The 23,555-nt window shown below is 59.7% G+C and carries 17 protein-coding genes; 7 read left to right on the top strand and 10 right to left on the bottom strand.

Annotated features, from left to right (window positions below; translation table 11 throughout):
* The 3 genes from IB213_RS05115 to IB213_RS05125 form a co-directional block, all read left to right on the top strand.
* Positions 1 to 2,994, top strand: a 2,994-nt coding sequence (locus tag IB213_RS05115) for a type I secretion C-terminal target domain-containing protein (RefSeq protein WP_192405647.1), incomplete at its 5' end; no start/stop codon positions are given.
* A gap of 215 nt (positions 2,995 to 3,209) precedes the next feature.
* Positions 3,210 to 3,908: a transglutaminase-like cysteine peptidase gene (locus IB213_RS05120; RefSeq protein WP_370551174.1), complete on the top strand. Its 699-nt coding sequence runs from the start codon at positions 3,210 to 3,212 to the stop codon at positions 3,906 to 3,908.
* 95 nt (positions 3,909 to 4,003) lie between these two features.
* Complete coding sequence (locus tag IB213_RS05125) at positions 4,004 to 5,965, top strand: LapD/MoxY N-terminal periplasmic domain-containing protein (protein ID WP_192405648.1); 1,962 nt, start codon at positions 4,004 to 4,006, stop codon at positions 5,963 to 5,965.
* Between the two features lie 217 nt (positions 5,966 to 6,182).
* Here the strand turns inward: IB213_RS05125 and IB213_RS05130 are convergent, their stop codons facing one another.
* The 10 genes from IB213_RS05130 to IB213_RS05175 form a co-directional block, all read right to left on the bottom strand.
* Positions 6,183 to 7,178 (bottom strand): tripartite tricarboxylate transporter substrate binding protein, encoded by a 996-nt coding sequence (locus tag IB213_RS05130; protein ID WP_191724197.1) that lies wholly within the window; start codon positions 7,176 to 7,178, stop codon positions 6,183 to 6,185.
* A gap of 167 nt (positions 7,179 to 7,345) precedes the next feature.
* Positions 7,346 to 7,630: a muconolactone Delta-isomerase gene (catC, locus tag IB213_RS05135; RefSeq protein WP_191724196.1), complete on the bottom strand. Its 285-nt coding sequence runs from the start codon at positions 7,628 to 7,630 to the stop codon at positions 7,346 to 7,348.
* A 49-nt stretch (positions 7,631 to 7,679) separates the two neighbouring features.
* Positions 7,680 to 9,020 (bottom strand): short-chain fatty acid transporter, encoded by a 1,341-nt coding sequence (locus tag IB213_RS05140; RefSeq protein ID WP_191724195.1) that lies wholly within the window; start codon positions 9,018 to 9,020, stop codon positions 7,680 to 7,682.
* Positions 9,021 to 9,107: 87 nt separating this feature from the next.
* A complete protein-coding gene (locus IB213_RS05145) occupies positions 9,108 to 9,848 on the bottom strand; it encodes an SDR family oxidoreductase (protein ID WP_192405649.1) in 741 nt (246 codons plus the stop codon).
* Positions 9,849 to 9,868: 20 nt separating this feature from the next.
* Positions 9,869 to 10,165 (bottom strand): YciI family protein, encoded by a 297-nt coding sequence (locus IB213_RS05150; protein ID WP_192405650.1) that lies wholly within the window; start codon positions 10,163 to 10,165, stop codon positions 9,869 to 9,871.
* A gap of 41 nt (positions 10,166 to 10,206) precedes the next feature.
* Complete coding sequence (locus IB213_RS05155; RefSeq protein ID WP_191724192.1) at positions 10,207 to 11,268, bottom strand: cyclase family protein; 1,062 nt, start codon at positions 11,266 to 11,268, stop codon at positions 10,207 to 10,209.
* Positions 11,269 to 11,345: 77 nt separating this feature from the next.
* On the bottom strand, positions 11,346 to 12,143 hold the full coding sequence (pcaD, locus tag IB213_RS05160; protein ID WP_192405651.1) for a 3-oxoadipate enol-lactonase: 798 nt from the start codon (positions 12,141 to 12,143) through the stop codon (positions 11,346 to 11,348).
* Between the two features lie 21 nt (positions 12,144 to 12,164).
* Positions 12,165 to 13,376: a 3-oxoadipyl-CoA thiolase gene (gene pcaF, locus IB213_RS05165; protein WP_191724190.1), complete on the bottom strand. Its 1,212-nt coding sequence runs from the start codon at positions 13,374 to 13,376 to the stop codon at positions 12,165 to 12,167.
* A 104-nt stretch (positions 13,377 to 13,480) separates the two neighbouring features.
* Entirely contained in the window at positions 13,481 to 14,134 is a 654-nt protein-coding gene (locus IB213_RS05170) for a 3-oxoacid CoA-transferase subunit B (RefSeq protein WP_191724189.1), read from the bottom strand.
* Positions 14,135 to 14,283: 149 nt separating this feature from the next.
* Entirely contained in the window at positions 14,284 to 14,985 is a 702-nt protein-coding gene (locus IB213_RS05175) for a 3-oxoacid CoA-transferase subunit A (protein ID WP_191724188.1), read from the bottom strand.
* 91 nt (positions 14,986 to 15,076) lie between these two features.
* Here IB213_RS05175 and IB213_RS05180 point away from each other — a divergent pair, with 91 nt between their 5' ends.
* From IB213_RS05180 to IB213_RS05195, 4 genes are all read left to right on the top strand, one after another.
* Positions 15,077 to 15,934 carry an IclR family transcriptional regulator C-terminal domain-containing protein gene (locus IB213_RS05180; RefSeq protein ID WP_192405652.1) on the top strand — a complete coding sequence of 286 codons (858 nt, stop codon included), beginning with the start codon at positions 15,077 to 15,079 and terminating at the stop codon, positions 15,932 to 15,934.
* Positions 15,935 to 16,021: 87 nt separating this feature from the next.
* Positions 16,022 to 16,726: a transposase gene (locus IB213_RS05185; RefSeq protein WP_191724186.1), complete on the top strand. Its 705-nt coding sequence runs from the start codon at positions 16,022 to 16,024 to the stop codon at positions 16,724 to 16,726.
* A 214-nt stretch (positions 16,727 to 16,940) separates the two neighbouring features.
* Entirely contained in the window at positions 16,941 to 21,674 is a 4,734-nt protein-coding gene (locus IB213_RS05190) for a glutamate synthase-related protein (protein ID WP_192405653.1), read from the top strand.
* A gap of 80 nt (positions 21,675 to 21,754) precedes the next feature.
* The gene (locus IB213_RS05195) at positions 21,755 to 23,230 is read left to right on the top strand and encodes a glutamate synthase subunit beta (protein WP_191724184.1); all 1,476 of its coding nucleotides are present in this window, start codon (positions 21,755 to 21,757) and stop codon (positions 23,228 to 23,230) included.
* Positions 23,231 to 23,555 lie beyond the last annotated feature (325 nt).

Genomic DNA, 23,555 nt, shown 5'->3' on the forward strand with positions numbered 1-23,555 from the left:
GGTACGGACCTGAGCACTCTGTCGACGAGCGCAGGCCTGGTCTGGAGCCGTGTCTCGGACACGCAGATCGTCGGCAAGATCGGTGCGACGACCGTCGTGACGCTGGATCTGACGGCCAATGCAGGCAACACCACCGCCACCGTCAAGGCCACGCTCAACAGCAACTACACCGGGCACACAGCGCTGGGCGATGACCTGGCGGCACTGGGTTCGGTCAAGGTGGTGGCCACCGACACCGATGGAGATACGGCGCAGGGCACCGTCAATGTGACTGTCTCGGACGATATCCCTGTGGCACTAAGTGATGTTGGCAGTGTTGCAGAGGGAGCAACCCTGACTGTGGGTGCGGCCGGTGGTGTGCTTTTCAACGATAAGCCGGGTGCAGATGGCTGGGACACCGCAGGCGGGGTGGTGGGTGTGAATAACGTGACCTCGGGCTCCGTAACAACTGCCAACGGAAGCGGTGCATATGTGATTCAGGGGCAGTACGGTCAGCTGACTTTGGGCAAAGATGGCAGCTACACCTATCAGGCAACAGCAGCGGTCACGTCTGATAAACAAGATGTGTTTACATATACCGTTAAAGACGGTGATGGCGACACGACCACCGCACAGCTAAGCATTACGGTGAATAACGTCGATCAAAAGCCTGTAGTCAATGACATCGACCACTCTGCACTGGAAAGCAGCCGTACTGAGACTAAGAGCAATGTGGTGCTCACGATCGATCTTTCCGGCAGTATGAATTTTGACTCTGGGGTTGCTGGTAAAACTCGGCTTGACTTGGTCAAAGAGGCCGTTGCAGAGCTTCTCAATTCTGGCAGTGTGAATGCCGTATTCATTACTACATTCTCATCCAGTGGGTATGCCACAGACAATAGTGCTTTGAACGGCGGGCAGTGGTACACCGCAGCACAGTTGCAGCAAGCCATTTTGGCTGTGAATGCACTGAATGCAGTTGGCGGTACTAACTATGATGGCGCACTGACAAGTGTCATGAATTATGTAAATGCTGCTGGAACTTTCCCTGGCGGTGCAGGGAAGAATGTCTCTGTTTTCATGTCCGATGGAGAGCCTGCGAACGGCGCTGTTGGAACGGCTAAAGAATCCCAATGGATTACTTGGCTTGGTTCCAAAAACTTTAGCGATGCATATGCCATCGGTTTTGGTGGCCTTACATCTACAAATGCCAACAACCTTGAACCAATCGCCTGGAAGGCTGGCGAAGTACAGGGCACACACACCACGGCAGCCCAAGATGATCACGTCATCCTCAGCGATGTGACGGCACTTAAAGATGCGCTTTTGCAGACAGTGGTGTCTCCTGGTGCTGTAGTGACGGGGGACCTGAAGACCGAAGGAGGTAATACATCAGGAGATGGATGGGGCAGTGCTGTTGTGAGTGTGGTGACCTTTGGTGCGCAAACCCATACTTTCACCAGTGCAAGCGATACATTCACCTTTGATCTGGGAGCGGTTGGCAAGGTGGTTGTCAAAGGGGATGGCACATACACCTTTACTGCAAACAACACGACGGATGTGAATGCAGCACTGTCTGCTGCACTCACCTATACCCTGAAGGATGTGGACGGCTCGGTATCTAACCCTGCCAATCTGGTGTTCACCCTGACGGATCGCAGCGAGGTGTCATCAGTAGACGATAGTGCATCGGTCTCTACAAGCTCGACGATGGTGCCGGTGACTGTGCCCAATACATCGCAGGCAAACTTCAACACTAACGACAATGGGGACTGGTCTTTCAGCTCTGCAACGCAGGCCAGTTTCACTAGTCTAGCAACTGCAGCTGGGGGGGCAGACGCATGGCTACGCTCTGCAAATACGACGGTTTCGTCGTCCAATGGTGCTGATGGCCGATTGACCGTGACGGATAACAACGGCAGCAGCACTGGAGCTGGAGAGGTGTTTACGCCAATCTACACAGCCAGTAGTGCTGGAGGCGAAAAGCTGTCGTTCCAGGTGGAAGCGCGCGGTAATTGGAGTACTGGTAACGATACGGCGCAATGGGCGCTGTACCAGAAGGTGGGTGCAACCTGGGTGGCGCTAACGGGTGCAGGCACCTCTGGCAGCATCACTTCTAGTTCTCAGTATATTGAGACCAAAATGTTGGATGCAGCCGGCCAGTATCGGATTTATCTGAATGTGACGGATGGCAGTGGGAATGCCAATAGCAACAAGGCCAGTGTTTCGGTAGATGACTTCCAAGTCATTCATCCCGTGACATATGAGCCGCAATGGTCCACTTCAAGCGTTAGCGGCAATGTGCTGAACAATGACTCGCAGGGTTCTGAAGGTGCGAGCTTGTATGTGGGCAGTACAAAAGTGGGTGTGGCGGGGGTGGATGTGGTTGGCACCTACGGTACGTTGCACCTCAATGCCGACGGCAGCTATACCTATACGACAGCCAGCGGAGCCCCCTACCATGCGACACAGCAGGATGTTTTTGAGTACCACTTGACGCAGGCCGATGGTGATACGGCGACAGCCAATTTGACCATTACGGTGAATGCCAGCGGGCCAGGGGTATTGGCTGGAGTTGTAACAGAGACACCTGTGGTTCCGACACCATTGGCCGGGCATGAAATTCTTGCCTCGACTGGTCTGGACACTCTGGTGGGCACTGGCAGTGATGATCTTTTCACTTGGAAATCGGGGACACAGAGTGCACCGGTTGATGTGGTGAAGGGCTTTGGCACTGCCGGCAGCGACAAGCTGGTGCTGGGTGATTTGCTGCAAGGCGAAGAGCACACCAGTGACTTGAGCAAGTTCTTGCACCTTGAGACACAGGCTGGCACAGGAGGCACAGTGAATACCGTGATCAAGGTCTCGACTTCTGGCGGCCTGGCTGCAGACGGCAGTGGCTACAACCAGCAGATTGTGGTGGAAGGTGTGGACTTGACGGGTAGCAGCCATGACCAGAACACCATGATCAAAAATCTGATTGACCAAGGCAAGCTCAAGCTTGACCACAGTTGACCGGACCGCTGATTGGAGGAGCCAATGACACCATGGACCAGAGCATCAACCGCTTGATTGCCCAAGGTCAGCTGGATGTGCATCAATGAGGTGAGGCAGACCGTCAGGAGCGCCAGAGCGCTCCTGACCATCCAGGGCGCATGCTTTGGCAGGCGCCCTTTTTTCATGAGCAATCGGGCCATGCACAATGGCGGCTACGTGAAATAAGAGGTCCCATGGTGCCTGAGTGTTCTCCCAGCAATATCAATAGCCTGCGCCGCAGGTCGCTGCTTGCATGTGCAGCGGCGATGGCGGGCTGCTGGTCATTGCGGGGCGCGCGAGCCTGGGATGAGTCTTTGATGCACCGTGAAATGCGCACGCGCTATGGCGAGGCGGGGCTGCGCAGGCTGCAGGCGTGGCTGGATATGCTTAAAGCACAGTCGGGGCTTTCTGTTGCGCAGCAAGTGCAGGCAGTCAATGATTTCTGGAATCAGCAATTGATGGCATCCGAAGACATGCTGATTTGGAAAGAGGCCGATTACTGGGCCACGCCTTTAGAGAGCCTTGGCAAGGGGGCCGGGGACTGTGAAGACTTTGTGATTGGCAAGTTCTTTTCACTGACGCATCTGGGGGTACCTCCTCAGCAGATGCGGCTGATTTATGTGCGTGCACGTATCGGCGGAATGGGCAGCACGCAAAGCATTGCGCACATGGTTCTGGGCTTTTATGCCACCCCGCAGGCTGATCCGCAGGTGCTGGACAACCTGGTCAGCAGCATTCAGCTGGCCAGCCAGCGCACAGATTTAAGCCCTGTGTTCAGCTTCAATACGCAGGGTATCTATGTTCGGGGGGAGCGTTCTGCCCCCTCAGACCGTATCAATCGCTGGCAAGATTTGCTGCAAAAAATGCGAAAAGAAGGGTCGGATGCATTATGAAAAAGCAATCCACAACTCCAAAGTGGCCGTGCAATCGAGCTGCATGTTCATGCACGATGTACGGCGCCGGCGTATTTTCTGAAAGGCACTAAGCCATGTCGTTACTCAAACAGCTTTTACTGAGTGTGTCAGTGGCGGTGGTCGGTATTTTGCTGGGCACACTGGCTTTCAGCATTGGTGGCGCGCGCAGCTACCTGTCGGAGCAATTGCAAAATCAGAGCGAGAACGCTGCCTCTTCGCTGGCTTTGTCGCTGTCTCAGCCTGCGGCCCAAGACCCGGTCACGCGGGAGTTGCTGATGGCTGCCTTGTTTGATACGGGACAGTTTTCCGCCATTCGGTTGCTAGGGCCTGATGAAAAAACACTGTTTGAGCGTGAGAAAAAAACACTGGATGTAGCAGGCCGCGCACCAGAGTGGTTTGCGCGTTTGCTGCCTTTGCCCAAGCCTGTGGCTGAGCGTTCCATCAGTGATGGCTGGCGGCAAGTGGGCACGCTGAGTGTGGCGGTGGACAACCGTTTTGCGATGGACGATTTGTGGTCAAGCAGCAGCAAGATGACAGCGCTGATTGTGGTGGCTGGCGCGGTGTGGGCGTGCTTTGTGGGCATGTTGCTGCGCTGGTTCCGGCGCGTATTGCATGACGAAGTGGAGGCGCAGGTGCAGAGCATTGGCACCAGCCAGTCCCAGGATGCAAAGGTAGGTGCTTCGCGGGTGGCCGAGCTGGCCTCAGTGTCTCACGCCATTGAAGATGCACGCGTGCGTGTCACCCAGGCTTCCAATGCGCAGACACAGCGCATTGAAAGTCTGGAGCTGGAGACCAACAGCGACCCCGTCACGCAGTTGCCCAACCGTAAATACTTCGTCAATGAGCTGCAAAAAGCGCTGCAGACCAGCGTGGATGCACAAGGGCACGTGCTGATCATGCGCCAGCGCGACCTGCAGGCAATGAACAGCAGCCATTCTCGCGAGCAGGTGGATGCCTGGCTGAGCAGCGTGTGGCAGCAGGTGCGGAAATTACTGGCTGACAACGCACAAGTGCCTGCGCAGCTGGCACGCCTGAATGGCAGTGATTTTGCGGTGCTGCTGCCTGGAAATCTGGGGCCTGAAGGCATGCACATGGTGCAAAAGCTGCGCCATTTGCTGCAGTCGCAAAGCATGGCTTTGAACGATACCCAATGGTCGCGCGGCGCGTTTGCGCTGACGGCCTACACCGCAGCAGACAGCGTGACCGATGTGCTATCGCGCCTGGATCAGGGCGTGATGCAGGCTGAAAGTGCAGGCCATGGCGATGTGGAATATGCCGAGCAGGCACCCTACCCTGGCGCGGTGATTGCAGGCGAGGGCCGCTGGCAGCAACTGCTGGGCAAGGCCTTGCAGGCCCCAAAGCAGTTGCAGATTGCAGTGCAAGCCTTTACCAGTGCCTCGCTGATAGGCACTGATGTACGACACGAAGCCTCGCTGGAGCTGCACGAGGACGATGGCCGTGTGCTGGGCGGACCGCTGTTTTTGCCAGCGGTCGTGCGTCTGGGAATGTCGGGCGATTACGATTTGCAGGCCGTCTCGCTGGGCTTGCAGTGGCTGGCCCAGCATGCTGGGCAGGTGCTGATTGTGCGGGTGTCAGTGCCTTCTTTGGAGCAGGACGATTTTGTGCCGCGCATGCAAGCTTTGCTGCACTCGCCGCAGATCCAGATGCTGGGTACGGCAGTGGAGCAACTGGTGCTGGAGCTGGATGCCCATGCGCTGGAGGTCATGCCTGCGCGCGTTGCCGAGTTTTGCGCGGCCACTGCGCAGGTGCATGTCGGGGTGGGGCTGCGCAGGCTGGATCAGGCCCCCAAGGCTTTGCTGCAATTGCCCAGCTTGCCTTTGCGCTATGTGAAGCTGGGTGGCTTTTTTGCCGAGCAGTCGTTGCACAACACGGGCGTGCGCCATTTGATGGAGGCCATGATCAGCACAGCCCAGGCGCAAGCTGCGCAGGTGTACATCACCGATGCCGTGGCCCCCGAGGCGGCATCGTGGCTGCGCATCAAGGGCGCGAGCTTGCCAGCCCCGCCAGCCTTTTGAGTGAATCTCTGACGGGCAGTGAAAGAAGTGAAAAATATAGCTGTCAACGCTTATGTATGCTTGTTTTCAAATACTTTTATATCTGAAAACAAGTGTGGATAAGCGCTGATAGCTATAAATTATGGGTATGTTCATAAAAAAACGCCGATCGCATTCAGCGCATCGGCGTATTAAACAGGAGAGATAACGACAGCAGCGTTAACTGCTGGACGGGCGCTTAAATCTCTGCGCCAGACTCTTTGACAACCTTGCCCCACTTGACGGCTTCAGCCTTGATGAAGGCATCGAATTCGGCAGGGGTGTCGATCACCACTTCGCCACCCTGGTCGCCAATCTTCTTGATCACGGCGGGGTCCTTGAGCACCTTGGCCAGCGATGCATGCAGCTTGCTCAGCACGGGGGCTGGGGTGCCAGCAGGAGCCCACAGGCCAAACCATGAGGTGGCTTCGTAACCGGGCACGCCCGCTTCTGCAATGGTGGGCACGTTAGGCAGCTCGGGCGAGCGCTTGGCGGTGGTCACTGCAATAGGGCGCAGCTTGCCAGAGCGCACGTGCTGAATGGCCGAAGGCATGTTGTCAAACATGATGCCAATCTGGTTGCCCAGCAAATCGGTCACAGCGGGTGCGCTGCCTTTGTAGGGAACGTGCACCATGTCCACCTTGGCCATGGACTTGAACAGCTCGCCAGACAGGTGGATGGAGCTGCCGCTGCCCGAGGAGCCAAAGTTGACCATGCCAGGGTTGGCTTTGGCGTAAGTGATCAGCTCTTGTACGGTTTTGTACGGCTGGCTGGGGTGTGCAACCAGCAAGTTGGGCACGTTGGCCACGCGGCTCAGAGGCGCGAAGTCTTTGATCGGGTCAAAGGGCATTTTCTTGTACAGGGCCGCGTTGATGGCGTGTGTGCCAACGGTGCCCATGAACAAGGTGTAGCCATCCGCGGGCGCGCGCGCTGCGGCCTGGCCGCCGATGTTGCCACCTGCACCAGGACGGTTGTCAATGATGACGCTTTGGCCCAGTTCGGTACCCAGCGCCTGCCCGACGATGCGGGCCAGAATGTCTGTAGTGCCACCTGCCGAGAAGGGAACAATGATGTTGATGGGTTTGTTGGGGAAGGTCTGGGCAGCGGCAGGGGCAATGCCTGTGACGGCCAAGGCAGCGGCGGCCAGCGCCTTCAAACCATTGCGGCGTGAAAAATTGCGGGTGAAATCCAACATCAGAGTCTCCTAAAAACAGATGCCATTAAGCGAAAGCACCTGCCGTGCACACGGCAGTGCGTGTGCGCTTGATAGTCCGGGCAGGTGTGGTGAGCGGGCATGCGTGGCCCGGTCATCCTGAGAGAAAAAGGTCTGGGCGCAAGCACCCAGCCTGTGAGCGTGTGCTGTTATTCCTGCACGATGGAGGAAGGGTGGTTGGCCAGCGGCGTGACCTTGATCTGCATGTACGGAAACAGGGGCAGGCTGCTGAGCATGGTGTGCAGCTCATCGTTGCTGGCGGCGTCAAAAATGCTGACGTTGGCGTATTCGCCCACCACACGCCACAGGTGGCGCCACTTGCCTTCGCGCTGCAGCTTTTGTGAATATTCTTTTTCTTCCAGCTTGATTTTGGCAACCAGATCGGCGTCCAGCGACTGGGGAATCTGAACGATCATTTCAACCATGAACAACATGTGTATTACTCCTGCGTGAGAAAGATAGGGTGTGAGGTCGGGCCGGGCTTTACAGGTGCGGCCAGATGATCATGGTGGCCGCATAGATGGCGCCCACCAGCATCATGGAGACCACGGTGTAGCCCATGATGTCTTTGAGCTTGAGCTTGGACAGCGCCAGAGCGGGCAAGATCCAGAAGGGCTGCACCAGATCGTTCCAGCCGTTGCCCAGCATGACGGACATGGCGGTCTGTGCCTGCGATGCGCCCAGTGTGGTTGCCGCATCGATCATGAAGGGGCCTTGCAGCACCCAGTGGCCGCCACCCGAAGGGGCAAAGAAGTTGATGACGAAAGAGCTGATCAGGCCCCACAGCGGCAGGGTGTCTGCGCTGGAGATGCTGACGAAGACGTGGGCAATCGATTCCACCAGACCCGAGCCATGCATGATGGCCATGATGCCGGCATAAAACGGGAACTGCAGGATGATGCCGCCGATGGTTCTGACGCCTTCGTTGACTTTTTCCACGTACTGCATGGGGGTCTTGAGCAACAGCACACCCAGGAACAGGATGAAGAAGTTGATCATGTTCAGATCAAGGTTGCCGCCGTTGTAAAAGTGCAGGCCCACGTAGCCCATGCCGCACAGGCCAATCAGCAGGCTGAGCGCGCGGCTGTTGTTCAGGCGCGAGGCCAGGGTCTTTTCATCACCCAGCAGATCGCCGGCACCAGCGGCAGGCTTGCTGTCTTGTGCGGCGGTGACGGGGTCCAGTTCCACCACTTTTTCACCTTGCTTGGGGTGCATGGCTGCATTGAGCAAAGGCAGAGCAATCAACACGGCCAGGCTGGTCAGCAAGATGGGCAGCGAGAAGATGGTTTCTGTCAGGGGAATCAGCCCCATGGTGCCTTCAAAGGAATGGCCTTTGGTGGAGATCAGCACCGGAATGGTGGCGGAAAAACCCAGGCTGTACATCGTGAAGCCGGTGTAGGCCGAGGCAATGATCAGCGGGTAGTGCACGCCCTTGACTTTGAGCGCCAGCTTGCGCGCCATGATGCCGCCAATGACCAGGCCAAAGCCCCAGTTCAGGTAGCTGCCCACGCAGCCCACGATGGTGGCCACGATGATGGCCTGGCGTGGCGTGTGCACATGGCTGGCAATCTTGTCCATGAAGCGATTGACGATAGGTGCTGCAGCCAGCACATAGCCCATCACCAAGATGACAGCCATCTGGGTGGTAAAGCCCAGCAAGCTCCAAAAACCCTTGCCCCAGTCCTGCACCACCAGATTCACGGGGCGGCTTTCCACGGCAAAGGCCAGCACCATGGTCAGCAGGGTGAGCATGATCGCGAAGACGAACGGGTCGGGCAGATACTTGCGCATCAGCTCCGTGAAGAACGCGGTGATTTTTGACATGGCGTTGGGCCTTGTTGTGTGAGATGTTTGTCAGAGAGTGCTAGCGCAGGCCCACACCAGGCGGGCCTGCGATAACGGTGAGAAAACTTAGACGCTGGCGACACCCACGGTCATGCCACCGCAGACGTACAGCACCTGACCGGTGACGAAACCGCTGCGCTCGTCCAGCATGTAAGACACGGCATGGGCCACGTCTTCGGGAGTGCCCACGCGCTTGACGGGCACTGACTGAATGATTTTTTGCGTGCGCGGTGCATCAGGCGGGTTGGCCTTGTCGAACAAGGCGGTGCGGATGGGGCCCGGGCCAATGGCATTGGCCGTAATGCCGTATTGGCCCAGCTCCAGCGCCCACACGCGGGTCATGCCGATCAGCCCCGCCTTGCTGGCGGCATAGGCAGTACGCAGGTCTTTGCCCAGCGCGGCGCGCGAGGACATGTTCACGATGCGTCCAAAGCCTGCAGCCTGCATGCCGGGCAGCAGCGCCTGCATGCATTGCAGGGCGCAGCGCAGGTTCAGGGACATGGCCAAGTCGAACTCGGCCAGCGTTTGCGATGCCGCGTCGTTGGGCACGACCACGCCAACGTTGTTGATCAGGCGCGTGATGGGGCCACCGCGCAAAGCTTCGTTCAGCGCGCGGGCGGTATCTTGTATGTCGCTCAGGTCGGCCTGAATGGCGCCGGGAATGTGCTCGACCACGCGGTCGATGATGATGGGCTCATAGCCATCGTCGCGGCAACGCTGGGCAGCAGCGGCACCGATGCCGGCGCCACCACCGGTGATCAGAACCCGGGGGCGAGAGACGGCAGGTGTGTGCGTAGAAGAAGTCATGGTGCGGTCTTGTGAGGAGTTCAGAGGCAGCATTCGCCGGCCAGATAGGCCTTGCGCCAGCGGGTGATGGAGACGTTGGCAAACAGCCCCGCCTGAAAGAAAGGGTCGGCTTCGATAAATTCCTGCGCGGCTTGCCGGGTGTCGAGATCGACCACGTACAGGCCGCCACCCAGGTCCTTGCCGTCGTCATCGAGCTTGGCGCCGCAGGCCAGCAGCAGGTGCTGGTGGGCAGTCAAAAAGTCCAGATGCGCGGGGCGATGGGCCTGACGCACCGCCTGGTGCTCGGGCTTGTCAAAGGTTTCGATGATGTAGGGCATGGTGGTATCAGCAGTAGGGGCAGTGGGCAGCAGCGGGCGGACTAGACGGTGGCGATGGGCGTGACCGGTGAGGCCACCGCGCCGGGCAGGTGCAGCGGAGGAGCCGTCAGCAAGAAGTGATGGCGGTGGTGCTCGCGCAGCCATTGCGCCAGCGGCGTCAGGTGCCACAGCTCGCCCAGGTGTACGCCGAGCTTGAACAGGCAGTGCTCATGCAAAGGCAGGGCAGCGCAGCACGCCGCGCCAGGTTTTGCCGGGTGTGCCTCCACGGCATAGTTGTCGGCGGCAATGGCGGCAATCTGGCTGTCGGTGATCCACTGCAGCAGCCTGTCGTCACGGCCATCCAGAACGGCACAGCTGTTGTTGAGTACTTCGGGGTCAGGCTGCTTGTGCATCTCCAGCACGCGCTGGGCGAAGCCGGTGTGCAGGCACAGAATGTCGCCCGCTTCAATCTCAACGCGGTCGGTGTCGATCACGCGCTGCAGCTCGTCGTAGCCGATCAGCGTGCGGGCATCGCCGAAGTGGGCACGCAAGTCCAGCATCACGCCGCGCCCTTGTACGCCGTTGCGTGCCATGCCTTCAATACCCAGTGCCTTGGCGCAGCTGGTGCTGGCCGAGTCATCCAGACGCTCGGGAATGCCGGTGCCCTTGATGTCAGCCGGGCCAACGATGTCGATGCCTGCGGCAAAGCCGTTGTAGTACAGCGCTTCGGGCAGGCCATCGCCATTGGCGTCAAACAGGGCGCCAACGTGGGCCAGACCATCCCATTGCGTGGAGTACTGCAGCGACAAAATGGCCATGTCATCTGACAGCACATCGGTGCGTCCGGGCTCCAGGGTCTGAAGCAGGCAGTTGAAATTGACCAGCCCTTTACGCTGCAGGGGGCGCAGCACCGGGGGCTTGCGGTTGGGGTTGAGCGCACTGCCACCCGGATAGTCCAGCGGCAGGCTCAGGGAAAAGCGCAGGCCTTCATGCACCTGTGCCACACCCTGACGCACCTTTTCAGGGGTGAGCAGGTTCAGGCGGCCCAGCTGGTCGTTCTCGCCAAAGTCTCCCCAGGTGGAGCCTTCAGGGCGCTGTTGCCAGCGTGGATTGGATGCAGTCATGCTTGTCTCTCCCATGCTCCGGTCTGCTCCTTGGCCTGTGGCTGGAGTCTTGTTGTGGACCGGCGTGTGCAAAAAGGTCAGTGCTGTTTCAGGAATCCGGTCAGTGCCTGCTCGAAGGCCGCGGGGGCCTCCAGGTTGGACAGGTGCGAGGCGGGCACCGTGGCCAGTACCGAGCCCGCAATGGCTGCTTGCATTGCCTGCGCGTCGGCCACCGTGGTGACGGGGTCGTGTTCGCCAGCAATCAGCAAGACCGGGGTCGTGATGCCCGAGATGGCACTGCGCAGGTCTTCCTTGGCCAGCGCCTGGCAGCAACTGGCATAGCCTTCGGGGCTGATGCCGGCAATCCAGCCTTGGGCGGTTTGCACCATGGCAGGCTGCGCAGCGGCAAAGGTTTCAGTGAACCAGCGGCTGGGCGAAGATGCAGCCAGCGCCTGCATGGCCGCCGTACCTTGGGCACGCACCATGGCAGCGCGCTCCAGCCACGCAGATTCCACGCCAATCTTGGCAGCACTGTTGGCCACCGTGATGCTGCGCATGCGCGCAGGAGCATTCACCCCCAGCCACAGGCCGGTGAGACCACCCATGGAGATGCCGCAAAAATGGGCCTGCTCAATGTGCAGGGCATCCAAAATGGCCAGTACATCCTGACCCAGCTGCGCAAAGCTGTAGGGGCCGGGGTTGCACACGCTGCCACCGTGGCCACGGGTGTCGTAGCGCAGCACGCGCCAATTGGCAGACAGGGCGCTGGCCTGTGCGTCCCACATCTCCAGGGTCGTGCCCAGAGAGTTGGAGAGCACCAGAACCGGTGCGTCGGCGGGGCCTTGCAGGTCGATGCGGAATGTGCCTGTGGCGGTGTGCAGGGTGGTGGTGCTCATGTCAAACGCTCGCTGCAGTCTTTAAACTTTTTCCAGAATCACGGCAATGCCCTGGCCCACGCCAATGCACATGGTGCACAGTGCGTAGCGCCCGCCCAGCGTGTGCAGCTGGTTGACGGCCGTGGTTGCCAGGCGCGCACCCGATGCGCCCAGTGGGTGGCCCAGTGCAATGGCACCGCCCCACTGGTTGACGCGGGCGTCGTCATCGGCAATGCCCAGATCGCGCAGCACGGCCAGGCCTTGCGCGGCGAAGGCTTCGTTCAGCTCAATCACATCCATGTCGGCCAGCGTCAGACCGGTCTGGGCCAGCACCTTGCGCACGGCGGGGGCTGGGCCAAAACCCATGATGCGCGGGGCAACGCCCGCAGTGGCCATGCCCACGACGCGTGCACGGGGCACCAGGTTGTATTGCTGGGCGGCTTCTTCGTTGGCCAGCAGCAGGGCGCAAGCGCCGTCGTTCACGCCGGAGGCATTGCCTGCGGTGACGCTGCCGTCAGGGCGTACCACGCCTTTGAGCTTGGTCAGCGCTTCCAGCGTGGTGGCGCGGGGGTGCTCGTCCTGGCTGACGATGATGGCGTCGCCCTTTTTCTGGGCAATGCTGACGTTGACGATTTCCTTGGCCAGATAACCGGCCGCAATCGCGGCAGCGGCTTTTTGCTGCGAAGCCAGCGCCATGCGGTCTTGCGCGGCACGTTCAATCTTGAAGTCGTCGGCCACGTTCTCGGCGGTTTCGGGCATGGAGTCCACACCGTATTGCGCCTTCATCAGCTTGTTCACAAAGCGCCAGCCGATGGTGGTGTCGTACACCGCGTTGTTGCGGCTGAACGCCGACTCTGCCTTGGGCATGACAAAGGGGGCGCGGCTCATGGATTCCACGCCACCGGCAATCATCAGGCGGGCTTCACCCGACTTGATGGCGCGCGCTGCAGTGCCTACGGCATCCAGCCCCGAGCCGCACAGGCGGTTGATGGTGGCGCCGGGCACTTCAATCGGCAGGCCCGCCAGCAGGCTGGACATGCGCGCTACGTTGCGGTTGTCTTCACCAGCCTGGTTGGCGCAGCCGTACAGCACGTCAGCCACTGCGCTCCAGTCCACACCGGGGTTGCGTTCCATCAGTGCCTTGATGGGCAGTGCGCCCAGATCGTCGGCACGCACGCTGGACAGCGCGCCGCCGTAGCGGCCAAAGGGGGTACGGATCGCGTCGCAGATGAAAGCTTGGGGTGCAGTGCTCATGGTGGTGTCTCCGGTGACAGCGGTGCTGTATAAATTAAGAGCTGCCAGCGCTTTATTCATAAGCGCCAGTGGCTGATTGGTCTTGTATTTAAGGCGCGTGTGCTTCAGGCGCTGGCTGGTGCAATGGGCAGGCCCACAATGCTTTCCAGCGCAGCGTGCGTCAGGCCTTCGACGGTGTCGATCAGGCGCAGGCCCTGAGGCGTGCATTCCAGCGTGCACAGGTCGGTGTAGATGCGCTTGACGCAGGCCAGACCGGTCAGGGGGTAGGTGCAGGCCGAGACGACTTTGCACTCGCCCGTCTTGCTCACCAGATCCATCATCACCCAGGTCGATTTGGCGCCTACGGCCAGATCCATGGCACCGCCCACTGCGGGGATGGCACCGGGCTCGCCCGTGCTCCAGTTGGCCAGATCGCCGTTGGCAGATACCTGAAATGCGCCCAGCACACAGATGTCCAGATGGCCGCCGCGCATCATGGCAAAGCTGTCAGCGTGGTGGAAATAGCTGCCACCGGGCAGCAGGGTGACGGGCTGCTTGCCGGCATTGGTCAGGTCGTAATCTTCCAGACCTTTGGCGGGGGCAGGGCCCATGCCGAGGATGCCGTTTTCTGAGTGCAGCACCACTTCGCGGTCAGCCGGAATGTGGTTGGCCACCAAAGTGGGCTGGCCAATGCCCAAATTGACATAGGCACCGTCGAAGATGTCCCGGGCCACGCGGGCAGCCAGTTCATCTTTGGTTCTTTTTTGATAGTTGCTCATGCTGGTATCTCCTGCATATTCAGTTGCCCGTGGCGCTGTACGCCATGAACAACCCGTGAAACTGGCGCGGCCCAAGTCACAAACACCGCGCAAGGGCCGCCCCGCCGCGCTGGTGTGTTCCCCCTGACAGGGGGAAGGCGCGCAGCGCCTCAGGGGGTGGCTTTGAAGCCTCCAGCCTGGGTGGCGACACGGGGCACTTTGACAACTTGGCTGACATAGATGCCGGGGGTGACGATGGCCTCGGGGTCCATCTCGCCCAGCTCCACCAGCTCATGCACGGTGGCAATCGTGGTCTTTGCGGCCATGGCACACACGGGGCCAAAGTTGCGCGCAGACATGCGGTAATTCAGGTTGCCCCAGCGGTCGCCCTGCTCGGCCTTGATCAGTGCCACATCGCCGTAGATGGGGTACTCCAGCACATAGTGCTTGCCATTGATCTCGCGGGTTTCCTTGCCTGCGGCCAGTTCGGTGCCGTAGGCGGTGGGGCAGAAAAAGGCACCAATGCCAGCACCGGCAGCGCGCATGCGCTCGGCCAGATTGCCTTGGGGCACCAGCTCCAGTTCAATTTTTCCGGCGCGGTACAGCTCATCAAACACCCAGCTATCGACCTGACGTGGAAAGCTGCAGATGATTTTGCGCACCTGCCCGCTCTTGAGCAGCGCAGCCAGACCGGTGTCGCCGTTGCCCGCGTTGTTGTTGACCACAGTGAGGTCACGCGCGCCGTGGGCGATCAGGCCGTCGATCAGCTCAATCGGGTTGCCTGAAGTGCCGAAGCCACCGATCAATACGGTGGCGCCATCTTGAATGCCAGACAGCGCCTGAGCGACGCTATCGGCGATTTTGTTGATCATGTATTGTCTCCATGCCGGACAGAGAGGCCAGAGCGGAATGTGCTCTGATAAAATGTTCGCTATAAGAACATTTGTTCGCTAAGAGAATTATATGGACGAGAAATTGAAAAAAGCGGCTGTAGAAACCACATCAGGGAAAACCCCAAGAGATGAAAAGAACGGGGAAACATCGACAGAAACCAAGCCCGGCGACAGTTATGTGCAGTCGTTTGCGCGGGGTCTGGAGGTAATTCGTTCGTTCAATGCTGAATCGGCGTCACAGACACTCAGTGAAGTGGCGACCAAGACTGGATTGACCCGCGCGGGGGCGCGGCGCATCTTGCTTACGCTGCAGACGCTGGGCTATGTGCACAGCGATGGCAAGTACTTTGAGCTGGCCCCGCGCATTCTGGATCTGGGTTTTGCGTACCTGAGCTCACAGCCCCTGTGGAACCTGGCAACCCCGCTGATGGAGACGCTGGCCGAGACCTTGCAGGAGTCGTGCTCTGCCGGGGTGCTGGACGAGCTGGATGTGGTGTACGTGGCGCGGGTGCACACCCATAAAATCATGAGCACCAATCTGGGTGTGGGTTCTCGTTTGCCTGCATTCTGGACATCCATGGGCCGGGTCTTGCTGGCGGGTTTGCCGCAAGAACAGCTGCTGGCACTGCTGGCCACCTGCCCGCGCGTGGCATATACGCGCTACACGCAGCTGGAAGACCACGCCCTGCTGGCAGCCATTGACCAAGTACGCACACAGGGCTGGGCATTGATGAACCAGGAGCTGGAAGAGGGCCTGATTTCGGTGGCAGCGCCCCTGTTCAATGCCAAAGGCAATGTGGTGGCCGCCATCAACGTATCAGGCCAGGCCAACCGTACCAACGCCCAGGAGATGCAGGCGCGCATCCTGCCGCATTTGCTGCGCACGGCGCAGGAAGTGTCGCAACTGTTGCGCACCGCACGGCGTTAATGCTCGGTGTCTATAACGGACGCAAGCTGAATCGATAATGGCTGCGCAGCGCCGCTGGAGCTGCCGCTTTTTGAGGGATCACTGCGCATGGCCCGTTTGCCCCGTCTGACATTGCCCGGTCTGCCGCACTACGTGGTGCAGCGTGGCAATAACCTGCAGCCCATTTTTATGGACGGGCAGGACTATGCCTGCATGAAAGACCTGTTGCGGGAGATGGGGCGACGCTGTGGCGTGGTGCTGCATGGCTTCATCTTGCTGCCCAATCAGATGCATTTGCTGGTAACGCCAGAGACTGCCGAAAGCCTGCCGCAGTTCATGCAGTCCGTGGGGCGCACCTATGTGCGCACCTTTAACAACCGGCATGCACGCAGCGGCACCTTGTGGGAAGGGCGCTATCGCGCCACGGTGCTGGAAGCGCAAGCCTGGCTGCTGCCCGCCATGGTGGTGCTGGAAAGCCAGGCGGTCGAGCAGGGTTTGGCGGCGCGTGCGGTGGACTATGCCTGGAGCAGTGCGCGACACAACGCAGGGGTGCAAGTCGACGGGCTGCTGCGCCTGCATGCCGCGTACTGGAGCTTGGGCGATACCCCTTTTTCGCGCGAGGCAGCCTACGCCCACTTGCTAACCCGCGGGGCTAGCGAGGAGGTGAGCGAAGTGGTGCTGGGTGCGGCGCTCAAGGGCTGGGTGCTGGGTTCTGAGAGCTTTATTCAGAGCCTGCAATTGCAGACCGAGCGCCGGCTTTCCCGCCAAAAGGCAGGCCGTCCGGTGGCGTCACCACCGATAAAAACCGAATAAGTCTCTTGGTTTTAAGCACTGATTTGGTGCTTTTTTTACGCCCATTTTTCAGGCGCGTTGTTTTTATTGGGTTTTTAAATATGTCCCTAATTAATCTTTTGTTTGTTTTTGGTGCGTGTAAATTAGTATCTGACCCTAATTAAATTTTCTTGCATAGGTTGATGCCGCATCGTAATCTTGCCTTCCCTGCGATAGAAATTAGAGGAATAGCGCCATGACTACGGCTGCCGAAATTACATACCTCCAAGAAAACGGTTTGTACGCCAAGAGCAATGAGCACGATGCTTGCGGTTTGGGCTTTGTGGCCCACATCAAGGGCGAAAAACGCCATGACATCGTCTTGGGCGCGCTCAAGATCCTCGAAAACATCGACCACCGCGGTGCGGTAGGTGCTGACCCCTTGATGGGTGACGGTGCAGGTATCCTGATTCAGATTCCGGACCAGCTCTACCGTGAAGAGATGGCCAAGCAGGGGGTGGAGCTGCCACCTGCTGGCGAATACGGCGTGGGCATGGTGTTTTTGCCCAAAGAACACGCTTCGCGTCTGGCGTGTGAGCAAGAGATGGAGCGCGCCATCAAGGCCGAAGGCCAGGTGCTGCTGGGCTGGCGCGATGTGCCCGTGAACCGCGATATGCCCATGTCGCCCACGGTGCGCGAGAAAGAGCCCATCCTGCGCCAGGTGTTCATTGGCCGTGGCAATGATGTGATTGTGCAGGACGCGCTGGAGCGCAAGCTGTATGTCATCCGCAAGACCGCCAGCGGCGCGATTCAGAACCTGGGGCTCAAGCACTCCAAGGAATACTACGTACCCAGCATGAGCAGCCGTACCGTGGTGTACAAGGGCTTGCTGCTGGCTGATCAAGTGGGTGTTTACTACCTGGATCTGGCAGACCAGCGTTGCGTGTCTGCCATCGGTCTGGTGCACCAGCGCTTCTCTACCAATACCTTCCCAGAGTGGCCACTGGCCCACCCCTACCGCTATGTGGCGCACAACGGTGAAATCAACACCGTGCGTGGCAACTACAACTGGATGGTGGCGCGCGAAGGCGTGATGGCCTCTCCGGTGCTGGGTGAGGATCTGCAAAAGCTCTACCCCATCAGCTTTGCGGGCCAGTCAGATACGGCGACTTTCGACAACTGTCTGGAGTTGCTGACCATGGCGGGCTACCCCATCAGTCAGGCCGTGATGATGATGATTCCCGAGCCCTGGGAACAGCACGAATCCATGGACGAACGCCGCCGCGCGTTTTATGAATACCACGCCGCCATGATGGAGCCGTGGGACGGCCCGGCCTCGCTGGTGTTTACCGATGGCCGCCAGATTGGTGCCACGCTGGACCGCAACGGCCTGCGCCCTTCACGCTATGTGGTGACAGAAGACGATCTGGTCATCCTGGCATCAGAAGCGGGTGTGCTGCCCATTCCCGACAGCAAGATTGTGCGCAAGTGGCGTCTGCAGCCCGGCAAGATGCTGCTGATCGATCTGGAGCAGGGCCGCATGATTGAAGACGATGAGCTCAAGGCCAACATCGTCAACACCAAGCCTTACAAGCAGTGGATTGAAAACCTGCGCATCAAGCTCGATCAGGTGGAAGTGCCCGCCGATTTTGTGGCACCCGCCAAGCCTGAACTGACGCTGCTGGAGCGCCAGCAGGCGTTTGGTTTTACCCAGGAAGACATCAAGTTCTTGCTGGCCCCCATGGCCAAGAATGGCGAAGAGGGCGTGGGCTCCATGGGCAATGACAGCCCGCTGGCCGTGCTGTCCAGCAAGAACAAGCCGCTGTACAACTACTTTCGCCAGATGTTCGCGCAGGTGACCAACCCGCCGATTGACCCCATCCGCGAAGCCATTGTGATGTCGCTGGTGTCCTTTGTGGGCCCCAAGCCCAACCTGCTGGACATCAACCAGGTCAACCCTCCCATGCGTCTGGAGCTGCAGCAGCCCATCCTTGACTTTGAGGGCATGGCCAAGCTGCGCCAGATTGAAAAGTACACCCACGGCAAGTTCAAGAGCGCCACCATCGACATCACCTACCCGCTGGCGTGGGGCCGTGAAGGCGTGGAAGCCAAGCTGGCCTCGCTGTGTGCACAGGCGGTGGACGAAATCAAGGGTGGTGCCAACATCCTGATCGTCAGCGACCGCAATGTGAGCGCAACGCAGGTGGCCATTCCCGCGTTGCTGGCCATGTCGGCCATTCACCAGCATCTGGTGCGCGAAGGCCTGCGCACCACCACTGGCCTGGTGGTGGAGACGGGCACCGCCCGTGAAATTCACCACTTTGCCGTGCTGGCGGGCTACGGCGCTGAAGCCGTGCACCCCTATCTGGCCATGGAAACACTGGCCGACATGCACCAGGATCTGGGCGCAGATCTGTCGGCAGAAAAAGCCATCTATCACTACGTGAAGGCGATCGGCAAGGGGCTGTCCAAGATCATGTCCAAGATGGGCGTGTCGACCTACATGTCGTACTGCGGCGCACAGCTGTTTGAAGGCGTGGGCTTGAACACGGCCACCGTGGACAAGTACTTCACCGGCACGGCCAGCCGTGTGGAAGGTATCGGCGTGTTTGAAATTGCCGAAGAAACCATCCGCAACCACGTGGCCGCCTTCAGTGACGACCCGGTGCTGGAAACCATGCTGGACGCTGGCGGCGAATACGCCTGGCGCACCCGTGGCGAAGAGCACATGTGGACCCCTGACGCCATTGCCAAGCTGCAGCACTCGACCCGTTCGGGCAGCTTCAATACGTACAAGGAATACGCGCAGATCATCAACGACCAGACCAAGCGCCACATGACGCTGCGCGGTTTGTTCGAGTTCAAGTGCGATCCCGCCACCGCCATTGCCGTGGATGAAGTGGAAACTGCGGCGGAGATCGTCAAGCGCTTTGCCACGGGTGCCATGTCGCTGGGTTCGATCTCCACCGAAGCCCATGCCACGCTGGCTGTGGCCATGAACCGCATTGGCGGCAAGAGCAATACCGGCGAAGGCGGCGAAGACCCCAAGCGCTATCGCAACGAACTCAAGGGCATCCCGATCACCAAGGGTGAGACGCTGGCGTCCATCATTGGCAAAGAACAGGTCGAATCCGACATCCAGCTGCTGGAAGGTGACAGCCTGCGCTCCAAGATCAAGCAAGTGGCATCGGGCCGCTTTGGCGTGACGGCGGAGTACCTGGTGTCATCCGATCAAATCCAGATCAAGATGGCCCAGGGTGCCAAGCCCGGTGAAGGCGGCCAGCTGCCCGGCGGCAAGGTGTCTGAGTACATCGGCATGCAGCGTTACTCGGTGCCCGGAGTGGGCCTGATTTCGCCACCTCCCCACCACGACATTTACTCGATCGAGGATCTGGCTCAGCTGATCCACGACCTGAAGAACGTGGCCCCCCACGCTGACATCTCCGTCAAGCTGGTGTCTGAGGTGGGTGTGGGCACGATTGCCGCAGGCGTGGCCAAGTGCAAGAGCGACCACGTGGTCATTGCAGGGCACGACGGCGGCACGGGCGCATCGCCACTGTCGTCCATCAAGCACGCTGGTGGCCCTTGGGAAATCGGTCTGGCAGAAACCCAGCAGACACTGGTGCTCAACCGTTTGCGCGGTCGTATCCGTGTGCAGGCTGACGGCCAGATGAAAACCGGCCGCGACGTGGTGATTGGTGCGCTGCTGGGTGCTGATGAGTTCGGTTTTGCCACCGCTCCGCTGGTGGTGGAAGGCTGCATCATGATGCGCAAATGCCACCTCAACACCTGCCCTGTGGGCGTTGCCACGCAAGACCCGACACTGCGCGCCAAGTTCACCGGCAAGCCAGAGCATGTGGTCAATTATTTCTTCTTCATCGCGGAAGAAGTGCGCCAGATCATGGCCCAGCTGGGTATTCGCAAGTTTGACGACCTGATCGGCCGTACCGACTTGCTTGATACCCGCAAGGGCGTGGAGCACTGGAAGGCGCAGGGCCTGGATTTCAGCCGCCTGTTTGCGCAGCCCAACGTGCCTGCCGATGTGCCGCGCTTTCACGTCTCCAGCCAGGACCACCTGCTGGACAAGGCGCTGGATGTGAAGCTCATCGAGCGCTGCCAGCCTGCCATTCACCATGGCGAGAAGGTGCGCATCATGGAAGTGGCCAAGAACGTCAACCGTTCCGTGGGGGCCATGCTCTCTGGCGCGGTCACCAAGGCGCACCCCGAAGGTTTGCCGGACGACTCCATCCGCATCCACTTTGAAGGCACAGGCGGCCAGTCGTTTGGCGCTTTCTTGTGCAAAGGCATCACGCTCAATATCACTGGCGAGGCCAACGACTACACCGGCAAGGGGCTGTCTGGTGGCCGCGTCATCGTGCGCCCCAGCCATGAGTTCCGTGGCGTCTCCACTGCCAACACCATCGTGGGCAATACGGTGATGTTTGGCGCCACCCGTGGCGAGGCCTTCTTCTCTGGTGTCGCAGGCGAGCGCTTTGCGGTGCGCCTGTCAGGTGCTACGGCGGTAGTCGAAGGTGTGGGTGACCACGGCTGCGAGTACATGACCGGCGGTACCGTGGTGGTGCTGGGCAAGACAGGGCGCAACTTTGCGGCAGGCATGAGCGGTGGCGTGGCCTATGTGTACGACGAAGACGGCAAGTTTGCCGAGCGTTGCAACACGGCCAGCGTCAGGCTGGAAAAAGTGCTGCCCCATGACGAGTTCACTGCCAGCGTCTCGCGTGGCATCTGGCATAACGATCACAGCGATGACCAGCAACTGCGCGCACTGGTAGAGGCGCACAGCCGCTGGACAGGTTCGCCCCGTGCCCGTGATTTGCTGGACAACTGGGGCGCAGCCCGTGCCAAGTTCGTGAAGGTATTTCCCACCGAGTACCAGCGTGCGCTCGGCGAGATCTATGAACGCAAGCAAAAGGAAAAGCAAGCCGCGAAAGCGCCAGCAGCTCCTCAAAAAGAAGCAGTAGCCGCTAAGTAAATCCACAAGGCCTCAGACGGTGGCGCGGCCCAGCCCGCCACCGGCACTGCCCGCGAACACAGATTGAAGGAATACACACCATGGGAAAGACCACCGGTTTTATGGAATACGAGCGCATCGAAGAAGGCTATCTGCCTGTCGCTGAGCGCTTGAAAAACTACAAAGAGTTCGTCATCGCCCTGACGCCTGAGCAGGCCAAGATTCAGGGTGCCCGCTGCATGGATTGCGGCACCCCGTTTTGTAACAGCGGCTGCCCCATCAACAACGTCATTCCAGACTTCAACGATCTGGTCTATCAGGGCGATTGGGCCAATGCCATCAAGGTGCTGCACAGCACCAACAACTTCCCCGAGTTCACGGGCCGCATCTGCCCCGCACCCTGCGAAGCCGCCTGCGTGGCCAACATTGACGATGCGCCCATTGGCATCAAGTCGATTGAGCACGCCATCATTGACCGTGCCTGGGATGAAGGCTGGGTCAAGCCGCAGTTGCCCAGGACGGTGACGGGTAAAAAAGTAGCCGTGGTGGGTGCCGGTCCTGCAGGCCTGGCAGCGGCCCAGCAACTGGTGCGCGCCGGGCATGACGTGACCCTGTTTGAAAAGAACGACCAGGTGGGCGGTCTGCTGCGCTACGGCATTCCTGACTTCAAGCTGGACAAGGCCAACATCGACCGCCGTGTGGCGCAGCTGGTGGCTGAAGGCCTGAAAATTCGCACCGGCGTGCTGGTGGCGGGCAAAGATGGCCTGGGTGCTGACAGCAAGGTCACCAACTGGGCCACAGAAACCATCGCCCCTGAAACCCTGATGGCCGAGTTTGATGCCGTGCTGCTGACCGGCGGGGCCGAGCAGTCGCGCGATTTGCCTGTGCCCGGCCGTGAACTCAAGGGCGTGCACTTTGCAATGGAGTTTTTGCCCCAGCAAAACAAGGTCACGCGCGACGGCAAGCTCAAAGGCCAGATTCGAGCCGACGGCAAGCACGTGGTGGTCATTGGCGGTGGCGACACAGGCTCTGACTGCGTGGGTACCTCCAACCGCCACGGTGCGGTCAGCGTGACCCAGCTGGAGCTGATGCCCATGCCGCCCGAGCAAGAGAACAAGCCATTGGTGTGGCCGTACTGGCCGCTGAAGATGCGCACCTCGTCCAGCCACAAAGAGGGCTGCGAGCGCGAATTTGCCATTGGCACCAAGGAATTCATTGGTGAAAAGGGCCAGCTGACTGCCGTGAAGACGGTGCGCCTGCAGTGGCAAGACGGCAAGATGACCGAAGTGCCCGGTTCCGAGCAGACCATCAAGGCGGATCTGGTGTTCTTGGCCATGGGCTTTGTCTCTCCGGTGCAAACCGTACTGGATGCCTTTGGTGTGGACAAAGACCAGCGCGGCAACGTCAAGGCTTCGACCGATTTCACAGGCGGCTATGCCACCAGCGTGAACAAGCTGTTTGCGGCAGGCGACATTCGCCGGGGCCAGAGTCTGGTGGTCTGGGCCATCCGCGAAGGCCGTCAGGCTGCCCGTGCGGTTGATGAGTTCTTGATGGGTGCTTCCACACTGCCTCGTTAAGACCCGTCAGCACCCTTGCTACGTCGCTGATTCGCAGCCTGTGTGCAACGCAAATCAAAGATCGGCTGGGCGTTGCTGGCGGTTTCAAGTACGCCCCACACCGCCCTGAATGCACCGTTTTTGGGGCTGGCAGTGCGCGCAACGGCTCGCCCTGCTGCTTGTCGCAGGGTGTGTGCCCCGTGCCAATGCGCGATGGGTGGCGGCGCGAGAACCACGCTGGGCAGGGAGTGTTCATCACCTCTGCAAAAAAGGGCACCCTCGGGTGCCCTTTGTGCTGGGTGAAATGAATACAGCCGCAGCAGAATTAAAAAATGAGCTGCTAGCG

Source organism: Comamonas sp. CMM02, assembly GCF_014851485.1.
GTDB lineage: Bacteria > Pseudomonadota > Gammaproteobacteria > Burkholderiales > Burkholderiaceae_C > Comamonas > Comamonas avium.